We start from the raw sequence: 13,415 nt of genomic DNA on the forward strand, positions 1-13,415 counted from the left end.
AAGTTATCGTTTTTCTAAGATAACTCGACCGACTCAACTGCAACAAAAAGCGTTAGATTTATTGGGAGTTTCCCTGATTTGTACCCAGTAACGGGGCGGCGGAAATTCTCTTAATCCCTTCTACAGCATAGGTTATGGCCTTTTGTCAACGGGGAAGTCCAGGTATAATACTAAATCCGTTGAGTATGGGCTACATATCAAGAGAGGCACTCCTGCAAAACGGAGAATAAATAATCAGTTTTTAATAACTGGATTTAGTATTACTGATCACTGAACATCTAAATCAAGTTAAAATATCCGCTCCTAACATCCGTTGATATTTAGCTTCTAAAGCTTGTTTCAAATTGGGCAAAGTGATTAAATGGGGATCATCTAACATAATTTTTTCGGCGGCATCTCTTGCCAAAACTAACACCTCTTGATCCTCGACTAAACTAGCGAGGGCAAAATCTGGTAACCCCGATTGTCGTTGTCCTAAAACTTCTCCTGGACCGCGAAATCGCATATCCATTTCCGAGATAAAAAAGCCGTCTTGGGATTGTTCCAAAACCGTCAATCTTTGACGGGAATTAGCACTATTACTGCCACTTAAAAGTAAACAATAGGATTGATGGGAACCTCTGCCGACGCGCCCCCGTAATTGATGCAATTGTGAAAGGCCAAAACGTTCGGCATTTTCAATTAACATCACCGTGGCATTGGGAACATCCACCCCCACTTCGATAACCGTAGTTGAGACAATAATTTGTAGAATATTATCGCGAAAAGCTGTTAAGATTTCCTCTTTTTCGGCGGAACTCATGCGACCATGGAGTAAACCGATATTAAAATTGGGAAAAATCTTTTCTGATAAATTTTGATATTCTTCCACCGCAGCCCTCACATCTAATTTTTCCGATTCTTCAATCAAGGGAAAAATCACATAAGCTTGTCTGCCTTGGGCAATTTCACGCCGAATTAAATCATAGGCAGCCCTTCTTTGATTCCCATTTAAAGCGGTGGTTTGAATCGGTTGTCTGCCGGGGGGTAATTCGTCAATTTGACTCACATCTAAATCCCCATGGAGGGTTAAAGCTAAAGTACGGGGAATCGGTGTTGCTGTCATGGTTAAAACGTGGGGAGACTCTCCTTTGCTTAATAATCTTGCCCTTTGTTGTACCCCAAAGCGATGCTGTTCATCAATAACAACTAAACCTAATTTGCGGAAATTAACTGCATCTTGAATTAGGGCATGAGTTCCCACTAAAAGTGGTAATTCTCCTGTCTCTAATTGGGCGTGAATTTCTCGCCGTTTAGCGGTTTTTGTGGAACCAGTTAATAATTCTACGGGTAAATGTAAGAGATTAAACCAGCTAACTAACTTACGATAATGTTGTTCTGCTAAAACTTCCGTGGGAGCCATTAATGCTGCTTGATAACCGGATTGTAGGGCTGCTAAAATGGCATAAACTCCGACAATTGTTTTGCCAGAACCCACATCCCCCTGCACAAGACGATTCATCGGGGTGCTAGAATCTAAATCCTCTAAAATTTCCTCAATAACTCGTTTTTGAGCATTGGTTAATTGAAAGGGAATTATCTGATTAAATTGATCAATTAATTGACCCTTAGCACTAAAAATAGCACTTTTCTGTGTCTGACGATACTGTTGCCGCCGCCGCAGAAAACCCAATTGTAAAAAGAAGAATTCATCAAAGACTAATCGCCGTCGCGCTTGACTGAGAATATCGGAATTATTAGGAAAATGAATGTTAGTAATTGCTGTTTTTAAATCGATTAATCCGTATTGTTTTTTTAGACCGAAAGGTAGGGGGTCTTTTATCGCCTCTACTGCCCCAAAAGCGGTGACTACAGCCTTTCTAATTAGGTCGGCGGGTACTCCATCGGTGAGGGGATAAACCGGCAGGATACGCCCGATTTTTAAGGACTCAATACTTGCCCCAGAACTGTCTAATAATTCAAATTCAGGATTTTCTAAAGTTAACCCATATTTTCCCGCTTTAACTAAACCACTAACCGCCACCACCGAACCGACGGGATAGAGTTTTTTTTGTCCTTCTTGCCAAGCACGATTATTGTAGCGAGTTCCCGCATAAAAACGGTTTAATTTTATCTGTCCAGTACGATCCTGTAAGAGCAATTCAAAGATAGCTAACTTGGTATTTTTGGGGCTATTAAAACAATTACAGCGCTTGACATTCCCCACTAAAGTTACCGTTTCCCCCTCGGTTAAATTAGCGATATTAACTTGACGACTGTAATCCACATGATCCCGGGGATAATAATATAATAAATCTTCAACTTTGTGGAGGTTTAATCTTTCTAAAAGACTGGCTTTTCTCTCTCCCACTTCCGCTAGATATTTCAAGGGTTGTTCCAGGGTGACTTGCCGTGGAGAATTAGCCTTTGCCGTGATGGGAGTGGTATTAATAATTTTCGCCGCAGCTGGTTCTTTTGGGGTGGGGGTTGCTTCTAAAGTTTGCCGTAATTGTTGCAAAAAATTGCGAGTTTCGGCGACTAATTGTTGTCTTTGTCTGGGATTAAATTGGGAATATTGGGCAAATTTTTGGGCTAATTCTCGCCAGCGATTTCTCTCACTGGTGGCAATTCCCACGGGAGGATTATCCCCGAAACTAAGACACAAAAACTCGCTAAAACGGTACTGATTTCCCTGAAGATCGGGATAACCTTTTTCCGCTTCTACAGATAAGGCTTTTTGTAATCTCACCCAGTCGGGTATTTCCCCTTTCATAATTGCCTCTTGATTCCAAATTTCCCAGTATTATGTTTCCCTAATAAGCTAAGACACATTTTAACCGCCTATCCTTAGATTGGCTAAATCTCCCCAAATCCCTTTACTATTGCCTCTTGCCTCTTGCCTCATCTCAACAAGCAATTTAAATTCTTAATAGCTTACCTCTGTTTAATTATAACTGATTAATCATACCAACTACTGCGCCACGCCGCTTCCGCTTGAGCAATAGTATATTCTTTGCGAAGGTGATAATATTGTTTGCCTAGACGATTTAATTGTTCCCAAAGGGAGTGAATTTGATTTCTTTCGACACTTAAACGCGCATCGGCAAATTCAAGTTCAGCCATTCGTAGATGAATCGCCGTTACTTTAGTGACTTTGCCACTTGAAAAATCATGATCATCCCCATCCCCATCATCTTCATCTTCATCTTTTTCTTCCTCTGGTTCAGGGGTTTTAGCTTCCACTAGAATGTTTAACATATTATTTCCTCCACCTAGGGATTGTCCCTCTTCTCCCGCTTGAATTGCCATATCGATAATTTGACTGGGTAGATAAGGGGGAAGAATATAAGCTTTTTGTAGTTGCTGATTAATTTGTTTAGAGAGATGATTGAGAATCTCGATACAGTTTTTTTCCAGCACTCGACAACAATGGAGTAAAATATCGGGGTTATTAATCTCTCCAGTTGCGGCTAGATTTTCCGGTTTGTTTAGAAAAAGTTTTAAGAAATCTGGGGTATTTTTCGTCTCTGCTGGACTTTTAGAGAATCCTCCCCCTGAAAATGTCCCTCGATCGAAGCTCTGCTCGCCCAATTGCTGTAAACTGGCTTTAGCCTCTTGTCCTAGAGCTTTGATCTCCTCTTGTAGTTTCTGACGATTGCTGTGGGAGAGAGCCAGAAATTCCCCCCCATAGTAACGGGTACAGATATAATACACTGCTCCGATCGCCTGTTTATAGAGAGATTCACCGAGTAAATCAAGATAAATTCGGTATTTTTCCCGCATTCTTTCGGCTAAATTTGCCACTTCCGTTTCTATGTTCTTTAAATCTTGTTGTAGCTTGTTCAGTCTTCCAGTCATAGAAATTTTACCGAGGGAGAAGTTAGCGATCGGCGAATTCTATTATAGCGACTCATTGTCAGCTATAGCACCCTGACCAGGGGGAGATGCTCAGACTTGATCGATTGTCAGTTATTTTAGCGATTAAGTAAGTAGTTATAATTAAATTGAAGATAGATTTTGCCTCTGATCCCCCCTGCCCCCTTGATAAGGGGGGTGCCGATAGGTGGGGGGATCCCCCCTGCCCCCTTGATAAGGGGGGTATCTGACAACTTTTAACACCTACCTACTTAGCTTTTCCCGGATCGGCTTTTAGCATTGGTTTTGGCAAAGATAACTGCTATAATCAGGCTAATTAGTAGGAAAACTCTCTATCTCTACATTTTTGCATAGTTTACACCACAAGTCCGGGCATGAAAACCGACAGTATTTTTTATGATCTTTTTCAATCTTATCCGTCAATTTTCTTTGAATTAATCAACCTTTCTCCCAGAGAAGCAGAGAATTACCGCTTTGATTCCGTCGAAATCAAGCAACTAGCTTTTCGTATTGATGGCGTATTTTTGCCCAATATTACCAATCCTAGCATTCCTATTTATTTCTGCGAGGTGCAATTTCAAGATGATCAGAATTTTTATGGCCGTTTCTTTGCTGAAATCTTCCTATATCTCAGTAAAACTGCTTTTAACAATGATTGGCGCGGGGTGGTCATTTATCCCCATCGTCGGGTAGAATCAGATAAGATTGTACGTTATCAAGACTTATTGACATCTGGGAGAGTGACGCGAATCTATTTAGATGAACTAGATGATATTAATCAAGATTCCCTGGGTATTGCCACCATAAAATTAATTATTGCTAAAGAAAATCAAGCAGTGGCAACAGCCAAACAACTTATTACACGAGTGCGAACTGAATTTACCCAACCGCAAAACCTCCTACAATTAATAGAAACGATCCTTATTTATAAATTACCACGTCTAAGTCGCCAGGAGATAGAAGCTATGTTTAGTTTAGATGAACTGAAACAAACCCGTTATTTTCAAGACGTTCGAGAAGAAGGTAAACTGGAAGGTAAACTGGAAGGTAAACTGGAAGGTAAACTAGAATCTGTGCCGCGTTTATTGGCTTTAGGTTTAACGGTAGAACAAATTGCTCAAGCCTTGGACTTAACTGTAGAAAAAGTGCGAGAAATACCAGAAACCCATTAAGCTAATCTAGCAGTAGGCTATGACACCGTTTCCGATCAAGATAAAGTGTAACCTAATTTGCTATCGACCAGCGACTCGCCAAAATGAAAACTTCCTACCTCACCTATGACTAGCACTCCTTCAGCTTCTTTAAAATTAAAAAAAACAAAAATTACCGACACAAATATCACTCTCTCCCATGGCAGTGGTGGCAGCGCAATGCGGGATTTAATTAATGAGATATTTGTTAATAATTTTGATAATAACCTACTGGCAACCCTTGAAGATCAAGCCCGATTTGAAATTAAAGATTTGGCTAAAATAGGCGATCGCTTGGCATTTACCACCGATTCCTATGTGGTTTCTCCCCTATTCTTTCCGGGGGGTGATATTGGCAGTTTAGCAGTAAATGGAACCGTTAATGATTTGGCTGTCGGTGGGTCAATTCCTCTCTATCTCAGTTGTAGTTTTATCCTCGAAGAAGGTTTATCTATCGACACCCTAAAAACCATCGTTACGAGCATGAAAATAGCCGCCGAAAAAGCAGCGGTAAAAATCGTCACCGGGGATACAAAAGTCGTTCCCAAGGGACAAGGGGATCAAATATTTATTAATACCTCTGGAGTGGGAGTAATTCCAGCCGGAATCAATTCCGGGGCGAATAATTTACAAGTTGGCGATCGCATTTTGCTTAACGGTTTTCTGGGGGATCACGGCGCCGCCATTCTGATTGCCAGGGGCGAATTAGACCTACATTGCACAATCGAAAGCGATTGTCAAGCCCTGAATTCTTTAATTTCTGCAATTCTGGCCGTTTGCCCACAAGTTAAAGCGATGCGGGATGCCACTAGAGGCGGATTAGCCACGGTTTTAAACGAATTTGCCCAAAGTTCAGGGGTGGGAATACAGGTGCAGGAAACGGCGATCCCCATCCGGGAAGAAGTGCGAGGAATGTGCGAATTATTGGGCTTAGAACCGCTTTATCTGGCAAACGAGGGCAAATTAGTCCTTGTCGTGCCTCCGGAGGCGGAAAATCGCGTTTTAGCAGTGATGCGTTCCCATCCTGACGGTAAAAATGCCGCTTCTATCGGGGAAGTCGTCGCTTCTCCCCCCAATTTAGTTTACTTAAAAACCCCCTTCGGCACTAACAGAATTCTCGATATGTTAGTCGGTGAACAATTACCGAGAATATGTTAATTAGGGTTTGCTGAAAAAGTTTGTTGTTAGGGTTAGAAGTCGGTCGTCAGGAGTCAGTAGTCAGTAGTCAGGAGTCAGGAGTCAGTAGTCAGTAGTCAGGAGAATTAAAAATGAATAATAATCAATTAAATGGTCTATTTACAGATTTTAGGCAATTTAATCCTTATTTTTGCTGTTTTGAACCCTCAAATAGTTGGGGTTTTGGGGTTTTAGTTGAAATTTCCTTGATAACTGATAACTGATAACTGATAACTAAAAATGCACGAACTAGGAATCACCCAAAATATTATCGAACTTGCTTTAGAACATTCCCGAGGAATGAAAGTTAAGCGCGTGGTGTTAGAGATTGGTAAACTAACGGCAATTATGCCAGAATCGATCGCTTTTTGTTTTGATACCTGTTGTCAAGGTACTAATATAGAGGGGGCAATGTTAGAGATTCTGGAAATTTCCGGTTTAGGACAGTGCCAAGATTGCGGAAATGAGTTAGAACTAGAATATCCCTACGGAATCTGCGATCGATGTGGTAGTCGCAATATAATCATTTTACAGGGTCAAGAATTAAATCTTAAATCGTTGGAGACAGAATCCTTATGTGTGTAACCTGTGGTTGTTCTGATAACTCGGAAGTAACGGTAACTAATCCGCAAACGGGAACCCATGAACATATTTTAGCCGATGGTACTGTTATTAGTCATAGCCATCATGCTCACGATCATGCTCACGCTCACGATCATGCTCACGCTCACGATCATGAGCATCCCCATCATCCCGCAGAAATTCACGCTCAAATTCATGGTAACATTCTCCAAGTTGAGCAAAATCTGCTGGCAAAAAATAATCTATTAGCGGCACAAAATCGCGGTTGGTTGAAGGGTAGAAAAACTGTTGCTCTTAATCTGGTTTCTTCCCCCGGTTCGGGAAAAACTACCCTGTTAACTCGCACAATTTCCGATTTAAAAACCTCTATTCCTATCAGTGTGATTGAGGGAGATCAAGCTACAGCTAATGATGCTCAAAAAATTAGTGAAACCGGTTGTCAGGTTATCCAAATTAACACCGGAACAGGTTGTCATTTAGAAGCATCAATGGTAGAGAGAGGATTAATCGAACTCGATCCACCGATGAATTCTTTAGTCATGATCGAAAATGTCGGTAATCTAGTTTGTCCTGCTTTATTTGATTTAGGAGAAAATGCCAAAGTCGTCATTCTTTCCGTCACCGAAGGGGAAGATAAACCGATTAAATATCCCTATATGTTCCACGCTTCTCAAGTCATGATCTTGACAAAAATAGACCTACTGCCCTATGTTAATTTTAACCTCGATCGCTGTTTAGATTACGCCTATCAGGTTAATCCCAATCTGAAAGTTTTTCAAGTTTCCGCTACCACAGGAGAAGGTTTAGATGCTTGGTACGGTTGGTTAAAATCGCTGGTTTAAGTTAAGTAGTAACACACCCAAAAAGTTCAGTCTAACCGAAAGAAAAATGACCCTAGCACTTGATGACAATATTTATAATCAACTGTTGACTAAATTTCAACCCAAGATCATTGAAAATGAAGAAGAATATGAGCAAGCTCGTCATCTTCTCCTTAATCTAATTAGTAAACAGGAGCGACTACCAGAAGAAACCGCGATGGTTAAATTAATGGCGACAATTATTAAGGATTTTGATGCCAAACAACCTCAACCCGAACCAGCTTCACCCCAGGAAGTATTATTACACTTAATGTCAGCTAACAACAGGAAACAAGCTGATTTAGTTGGTAAAATTGGTTCTAAGGGTGTGGTTTCAGAAATTGTTAATGGCAAGCGATCTATTAGTAAAGCTCAAGGTGAAATTTTAGGAGAGATTTTCAATGTTTACCCCGGTGTATTCATTTAATTATCTATTAGTTGTTAATGAAAACAACCGTCATTGTTCCCCCGATTAAATGTCAAGATATCAAAACTAAACTGCTATCATCAATCAAAATTTTAGCAGATCAGCAAAACTTTGATCGCTGGATAGAACCCTTTTGTGGACTGGAGTTGGTAGCTTTTAATTTACAACTCAAAAAGGCCTTATACTAAATCTAGTTATTAAAAGCTGATTATCTATTGCCTGTCCTGATGTGTAGCCTATACTCAACGGATTTAGTATTATTTGCATAAGACTCCTAAGGGTGTGTAGGGACATGATGCGAAGCTACCAGCAGCCGTGTGCATTCATGACCCTACACCTATTAGGACCTTTAATGTTGACGATTTTATTCGAGTCAGGTGCTAACAATAAGGCTGACTTTTAGGCAAAAACGCGAGCATCCCGAGGACGAACATAAACTTGCTCCCCGACTTTGAGATGCAGTTGAGCCAGTTGTTCTCGATTCAGATGGGCAATCAGGAGAGAGCGATCCGGTAGAATTAATTCCACATCGATGGCCCAACCCAGATGGATAATGCGCTCGACTTTTGCCTCAATGCTAGACCCATTGGGAGAAGAGAGAATTTCTAGGTCGTGGGGACGAATGAAAATCTTGACTCCGTTAGTACCCCCCCCAAGCTGCTCGAACAGTGCAGCCGAGGTTGGTGGTACAACATTCACCCGGCCGATAAAACTCATCACAAAAGCAGAGGCAGGATGATCGTACACCTGATCGGGAGTTCCCACCTGTTCGATTTTACCCTCATTGAAAATTACGATCTCGTCGGCCACTTCCATGGCTTCCTCTTGGTCGTGGGTGACAAAAACACTGGTGACATGGACCTCCTCGTGTAACTGTCGCAACCAAATCCGGAGCTCTTTTCTAACTTTGGCATCCAAGGCCCCAAAAGGCTCATCTAATAATAATACTTCCGGTTCCACCGCTAAGGCCCGGGCCAGGGCAACCCGTTGACGTTGACCCCCGGATAGTTGGGCCGGATAGCGATCGCCTAATCCCTGCAATTGAATTAAACTCAAGAGATTGTCCACTCGTTTTTGAATGTAGTTCGGGGTAGCTTTGCGAATATTTAAACCGAAAGCGATATTCTGACGCACCGTCAGGTGTTTAAAAAGCGCATAATGCTGAAAAACAAAGCCAATATTCCTTTTTCTGACGTTTAAATGGGTTGTGTCTTTGCCGTTGATGATAATTTTGCCTGTGTCGGGGGGTTCTAATCCTGCGATCGCTCTCAGGAGAGTAGTTTTTCCTGAACCAGACGGCCCCAGCAGTGCCACCAGACGATTCGATTTGATCTCTAGATTGATGTTGTCTAAAGCGGTAAAGGTGCCGAATTTTTTCGATACTTGCTCGATGATGATACTCACGGTGGTTAATCCTCTGGCAAAAAATGTATAGGGTTTGACCGTATTTTAACCATGATTTAATCGCAGTCGTATTAAAATACAATTACATTTTACAAGATAGCAAGAAAATTAAGTTTCGATTCGGGAGATTACTGGTTATAAACGGAGACTAAAAAGATTAAACAGCGATAAAAGCTTACTATTACTCTTTTTTACTTTTTTAAAGGCTTAATTAACTAATTTTGTCCATTAAAGACCAGAAACGCACTGGAGAAGAGAGACGACTGAGGCAAAAATGGACTATTCTTTATTGGCAATATTTAGCTTTTTTATCGGAATTATCGTGGGATTAACGGGAATTGGTGGTTCATCCTTGATTACACCCCTATTGATCTTTGTATTTCAGGTTCCCGCTACCACCGCAGTGGGTTCCGATGTGGTGGCGGCCGGGTTGATGAAAGTGGTCGGCACCGTTCGTCACTGGCAACAGCAAACGATCGAGTTAGAGGTGGTAAAATGGCTGGTAATTGGCAGTGTACCCGGTTCTCTGTTAGGATTAGTCGGTTTTCGCTATTTTCAGCAGAATAGCTCCCTCAATCTCGATCAATGGCTGCCCCATATCATCGGTCTTGTCTTGATGATCGTGACTGTCCTAGCGGCCCTAGAACTACTAATCTCCTTGTTTTTTCCCGATTTGTCCCCTTGGTCCTGGCCAAAATTAGATTTAACCACTCGCTCCGGTCAGATAAAAACAACGATATTAGGGGCAGTTTTAGGCTATTTGGTCGGTTTAACCAGTATTTCCAGTGGTTCCTTGTTTGCATTGGTCTTGATGACCTTTTTTCACCTTGATTCTCGCAAATTAGTCGGTACAGATCTATCGCAAGCGTCCATCCTCTTAACCTGTACTTCCATCGGTCATCTGGGATTAGGAACGGTAGATTGGAATCTGGTACTTCCCATCTGGTTAGGTGGGATACCGGGGGTAGTAGTGGGAGCAAGATTATCGGAATATTTCCCCAAAAATGCCCTAAAAATACTGCTTTATACGGTTCTAGTCACGGTCAGTTGGCGCTTACTCCAACCCACCTAATCCCCAGAGTTTACTCGAAAGTCATCATACTACCGATCAACAGATCGGGACTGGTGGCGACAAAATAGATAATTCCCGCACCGAGAATGACGATCGCTAAACTAAATAGTACCACCCATCGATCGGCTGGTTCGTAGGTATCTTCATCTATATCTCGTCTGACTGTAAAATAATGGGCTGTGGTCAAAAATACGGTCAATAAACCCACTAAAGCAAACATTAAGCCTAATTTCCAGCCATAACCGGGCCGGGGAACCAGAGGAGGATGAAAGGCCCGTAAACGCAGGATAACCATACCAAAACCCATTAATGCGATCGCCGTTCGCATCCAAGACAGATAGGTGCGTTCATTGGCCAGATGATCGCGGACTCGATTGGGATTGACTTTTTTCGGTTTAATGCTGGTCTTGCTTTCCGTCACTGGTGATTTGAGAAAAAATAACATGATCGAGATGACTGGGGGTCCGTTTCAAGGGGAGCACTTGAGAAGATGATGTTATTCTATGGCACTTGAGTTATAGATGGTATGGAAAAAATCTAAAATCTCTTTTTAAATGTATTTGTATTGAATCAAAAATTAAATAGATTCTGCTTGCTGCTGGAAAAGCGCCCATCCATAGCTTAAGGATAGGGCCAAGAAAGCGAGGGGAAGACTTTCCTTGATTATAAATACACCCAAACCGATCAGTACACAGGGGACAAAGTGGCTGCCGTGACTGCTAATTAAATTAGCGATCGCCGGTAATTTAGTCAACTGATGAGCAGTAAAACACCAAACACCCACCAAGATCAGAAAAACGCTGACGATAGTGACTAAATTTTGCCAGGTATTACTAGCGAACAGCGGCAGATAAATGCCGATATTATCACTACCATTGGCGATGGTAATTGCCGCCACAGCGCCGGTTTGAGGGGAAAACCAGGCCAGCAAAGGAGAAGACGGTGCCGATCCTACGACCACCTCGATATTATTATCCGTCTCGGTTTCCTCTCGCTGCCAGAGACTCCGAATCCCGAAAATCACAGGCAACAGACCGAGAAAACGAATCCACTGAGCCGGAATTAAGAAACTCCCGAAAAAGCCAGTTAAACTCGCCAAAATTAGCAGGATAAAGCCTAAATACTGACCGATAACGATATGACGACGGCGAAAAAGTTTATTGACCTGGGTAAAAAGAATCGTCAAAATCAGGATGTCATCGAGATTAGTGGCAATAAAGGCCGCTATTGCTGTGGATATGGCAGTAATCATGGTAGTCATAGGATTTTTTTCTTAATCGGCTCTTCTGATCTCGATCGCCCTACTTCTACTCTAGAAAGAGCTATTAATAAAATCAAATATTCTTTCTTGTTGATTTAATAAATTAAAATGATGGAAAGACCAATAGAGACAAAAAACCCCTTGCCATGGCCAGAATGACCCTAGATCAACTGGAAATCTTTCTCGCGACTGCTGAACATCTCCACTTCACCAAAGCAGCAGAAGCTTTATATATCACCCAACCGGCCGTCAGTGCCGCCATTGCCTCCCTAGAAAGTGAATACGGGGTGAAATTATTCCATCGCGTCGGTCGTCATATCGAGATCACGGAAACAGGACGTTTACTGCAATTAGAAGCGCAACGCATTCTTACCCAGGTAACTTTGACAGAAAGGGGATTGGCGGAATTTAACGACTTGCAACGGGGAGAACTACAATTAGGATCGAGTTTGACTATTGGTAACTATTGGCTGCCGGCAAAAATTAGCGATTTTCAGGAGCGCTATCCGGCAATTAAGATCAACTGCACCCTAGCTAATACGGAAGAAATCTGTCTGGGTACGGCTAACGGACGTTTTGACCTAGCATTAATCGAGGGAGAAGTCAAGAGTGATTTAACAAATTGTTTAGAACAGGAGATCGTCAGCAGCGATCGCCTATTAATTATTGTCGGACGTTCTCATCCCTGGTATAAAAGAGAAGCGATCGAATTGCCGGAATTAGTGGAAACCCCTTGGGTAATGCGAGAATCGGGATCGGGAACTCAACAAAGATTCGAGGAAGCGCTACGGAATTGGAGTATCGATTTACGCACATTAAAGGTGACTTTGCTGTTAAATACTGGAGAAATGGTGAAAGCGATTATCGAGAATAGTTCGGCAGCTGCCGGCATTTCCGAATTGATGGTTCAAAAGGAATTACAATTAGGCACATTGCGATCAATTCGAGTCATCGATACTTCCGGTTTATCCCCTCGCTATCTCGAATTTACGCGCCCTTTTTTAAAAATAAAACACCGTCAGCGCTTTCAACCCCGCATCTGTCAAGTTTTCGAGCAAATGTTGTAATCTGATAGCAATCACCAAAAATTAACCTGAGCAAAAATCAAGCTATGTAGGGGAAATTATTTTTTGTTAAAAAAGAGAGATTATAAGTAAGTAGTTATAATTAAATTGAAGATAGATTTTGCCTCTGATCTCCCCTTAGTCCCCCCTTAATAAGCTATCCATTAGTCAGATCTTTCTTAACAAAAAGAGAAGAAACTTAAAAAAAAGCGAAACGATTGATAGGTATAGTTTTGAAAGAAGGAATTAAGGTGGAGGTAAGCAAAAAAATGGAGAAATGGGCAGCCCAAGAATTACAGTATGCAGACCTAGGGGACACCAGAAGAAAGAAAAGGTTAATCAGTATCGTAGAAAACTTGGCCAGTCAACCTAGTACAAGTGTGCCACAAGCTTCGGGAAATCTAGCCGCAGCGAGTGCCACCTACGACTTTTGGAATTCCCCCTATTTTCACCCCTCAGATATAATTGCCGCCCAAGCCAAAAGTACAGTAGAAAGAATCAAAGAACATCCAATAGTTTTGGCA

The 13,415-nt window shown here is 41.8% G+C and carries 14 protein-coding genes; 9 read left to right on the plus strand and 5 right to left on the minus strand.

What is annotated here, in order from left to right; all coding sequences use genetic code 11:
- Positions 1-283 precede the first annotated feature (283 nt).
- Both recG and PN470_RS20035 read right to left on the minus strand, forming a co-directional pair.
- On the minus strand, positions 284-2,752 hold the full coding sequence (recG, locus tag PN470_RS20030) for an ATP-dependent DNA helicase RecG (RefSeq protein WP_271939057.1): 2,469 nt from the start codon (positions 2,750-2,752) through the stop codon (positions 284-286).
- A gap of 185 nt (positions 2,753-2,937) precedes the next feature.
- Positions 2,938-3,837 (minus strand): hypothetical protein, encoded by a 900-nt coding sequence (locus PN470_RS20035; protein ID WP_271939055.1) that lies wholly within the window; start codon positions 3,835-3,837, stop codon positions 2,938-2,940.
- A 392-nt stretch (positions 3,838-4,229) separates the two neighbouring features.
- Between PN470_RS20035 and PN470_RS20040 the strand changes: the two genes are divergently transcribed.
- From PN470_RS20040 to PN470_RS20065, 6 genes are all read left to right on the plus strand, one after another.
- Entirely contained in the window at positions 4,230-5,027 is a 798-nt protein-coding gene (locus PN470_RS20040; protein ID WP_272104990.1) for an Rpn family recombination-promoting nuclease/putative transposase, read from the plus strand.
- 105 nt (positions 5,028-5,132) lie between these two features.
- Positions 5,133-6,203 carry a hydrogenase expression/formation protein HypE gene (gene hypE / locus PN470_RS20045; RefSeq protein ID WP_271939051.1) on the plus strand — a complete coding sequence of 357 codons (1,071 nt, stop codon included), beginning with the start codon at positions 5,133-5,135 and terminating at the stop codon, positions 6,201-6,203.
- Positions 6,204-6,461: 258 nt separating this feature from the next.
- Positions 6,462-6,806, plus strand: a complete 345-nt coding sequence (locus PN470_RS20050) for a hydrogenase maturation nickel metallochaperone HypA/HybF (protein WP_002732104.1) — start codon at positions 6,462-6,464, stop codon at positions 6,804-6,806.
- Positions 6,797-7,645 carry a hydrogenase nickel incorporation protein HypB gene (gene hypB, locus PN470_RS20055; protein WP_272104991.1) on the plus strand — a complete coding sequence of 283 codons (849 nt, stop codon included), beginning with the start codon at positions 6,797-6,799 and terminating at the stop codon, positions 7,643-7,645. The genes PN470_RS20050 and hypB overlap by 10 nt, the downstream gene beginning before the upstream one ends.
- Before the next feature lie 46 nt (positions 7,646-7,691).
- Positions 7,692-8,090 (plus strand): helix-turn-helix domain-containing protein, encoded by a 399-nt coding sequence (locus tag PN470_RS20060; protein ID WP_272104992.1) that lies wholly within the window; start codon positions 7,692-7,694, stop codon positions 8,088-8,090.
- 17 nt (positions 8,091-8,107) lie between these two features.
- A complete protein-coding gene (locus tag PN470_RS20065) occupies positions 8,108-8,278 on the plus strand; it encodes a hypothetical protein (protein WP_016516491.1) in 171 nt (56 codons plus the stop codon).
- A 211-nt stretch (positions 8,279-8,489) separates the two neighbouring features.
- On the opposite strand, the gene PN470_RS20070 is transcribed toward PN470_RS20065, so the two are convergent.
- Positions 8,490-9,494, minus strand: coding sequence for a sulfate/molybdate ABC transporter ATP-binding protein (locus PN470_RS20070; RefSeq protein WP_002778122.1), 1,005 nt, complete (start codon positions 9,492-9,494; stop codon positions 8,490-8,492).
- 274 nt (positions 9,495-9,768) lie between these two features.
- On the opposite strand from PN470_RS20070, the gene PN470_RS20075 reads away from it, so the two are divergent.
- Positions 9,769-10,566: a sulfite exporter TauE/SafE family protein gene (locus PN470_RS20075; protein ID WP_016514556.1), complete on the plus strand. Its 798-nt coding sequence runs from the start codon at positions 9,769-9,771 to the stop codon at positions 10,564-10,566.
- A 10-nt stretch (positions 10,567-10,576) separates the two neighbouring features.
- On the opposite strand, the gene PN470_RS20080 is transcribed toward PN470_RS20075, so the two are convergent.
- Positions 10,577-11,011, minus strand: a complete 435-nt coding sequence (locus PN470_RS20080) for a YidH family protein (protein WP_002734854.1) — start codon at positions 11,009-11,011, stop codon at positions 10,577-10,579.
- A 132-nt stretch (positions 11,012-11,143) separates the two neighbouring features.
- Positions 11,144-11,827, minus strand: coding sequence for a cadmium resistance transporter (locus tag PN470_RS20085; RefSeq protein ID WP_103112269.1), 684 nt, complete (start codon positions 11,825-11,827; stop codon positions 11,144-11,146).
- Between the two features lie 146 nt (positions 11,828-11,973).
- On the opposite strand from PN470_RS20085, the gene PN470_RS20090 reads away from it, so the two are divergent.
- Both PN470_RS20090 and PN470_RS20095 read left to right on the plus strand, forming a co-directional pair.
- Positions 11,974-12,894 carry a LysR substrate-binding domain-containing protein gene (locus PN470_RS20090; protein WP_016514554.1) on the plus strand — a complete coding sequence of 307 codons (921 nt, stop codon included), beginning with the start codon at positions 11,974-11,976 and terminating at the stop codon, positions 12,892-12,894.
- Positions 12,895-13,160: 266 nt separating this feature from the next.
- Positions 13,161-13,415, plus strand: a 255-nt coding sequence (locus PN470_RS20095) for an IS4/Tn5 family transposase DNA-binding protein (protein ID WP_272104993.1), incomplete at its 3' end; no start/stop codon positions are given.

It is taken from the genome of Microcystis sp. CS-574 (assembly GCF_028329095.1).
Lineage (GTDB): Bacteria > Cyanobacteriota > Cyanobacteriia > Cyanobacteriales > Microcystaceae > Microcystis > Microcystis ichthyoblabe_A.

Coding starts and splice junctions, on each gene's coding strand:
- recG (WP_271939057.1), bottom strand. CDS start 2,752: ATGAAAGGGGAAATACCCGACTGGGTGAGATTACAAAAAGCCTTATCT.
- PN470_RS20035 (WP_271939055.1), bottom strand. CDS start 3,837: ATGACTGGAAGACTGAACAAGCTACAACAAGATTTAAAGAACATAGAA.
- PN470_RS20040 (WP_272104990.1), top strand. CDS start 4,230: ATGAAAACCGACAGTATTTTTTATGATCTTTTTCAATCTTATCCGTCA.
- hypE (WP_271939051.1), top strand. CDS start 5,133: ATGACTAGCACTCCTTCAGCTTCTTTAAAATTAAAAAAAACAAAAATT.
- PN470_RS20050 (WP_002732104.1), top strand. CDS start 6,462: ATGCACGAACTAGGAATCACCCAAAATATTATCGAACTTGCTTTAGAA.
- hypB (WP_272104991.1), top strand. CDS start 6,797: ATGTGTGTAACCTGTGGTTGTTCTGATAACTCGGAAGTAACGGTAACT.
- PN470_RS20060 (WP_272104992.1), top strand. CDS start 7,692: ATGACCCTAGCACTTGATGACAATATTTATAATCAACTGTTGACTAAA.
- PN470_RS20065 (WP_016516491.1), top strand. CDS start 8,108: ATGAAAACAACCGTCATTGTTCCCCCGATTAAATGTCAAGATATCAAA.
- PN470_RS20075 (WP_016514556.1), top strand. CDS start 9,769: ATGGACTATTCTTTATTGGCAATATTTAGCTTTTTTATCGGAATTATC.
- PN470_RS20080 (WP_002734854.1), bottom strand. CDS start 11,011: ATGTTATTTTTTCTCAAATCACCAGTGACGGAAAGCAAGACCAGCATT.
- PN470_RS20085 (WP_103112269.1), bottom strand. CDS start 11,827: ATGACTACCATGATTACTGCCATATCCACAGCAATAGCGGCCTTTATT.
- PN470_RS20090 (WP_016514554.1), top strand. CDS start 11,974: ATGGCCAGAATGACCCTAGATCAACTGGAAATCTTTCTCGCGACTGCT.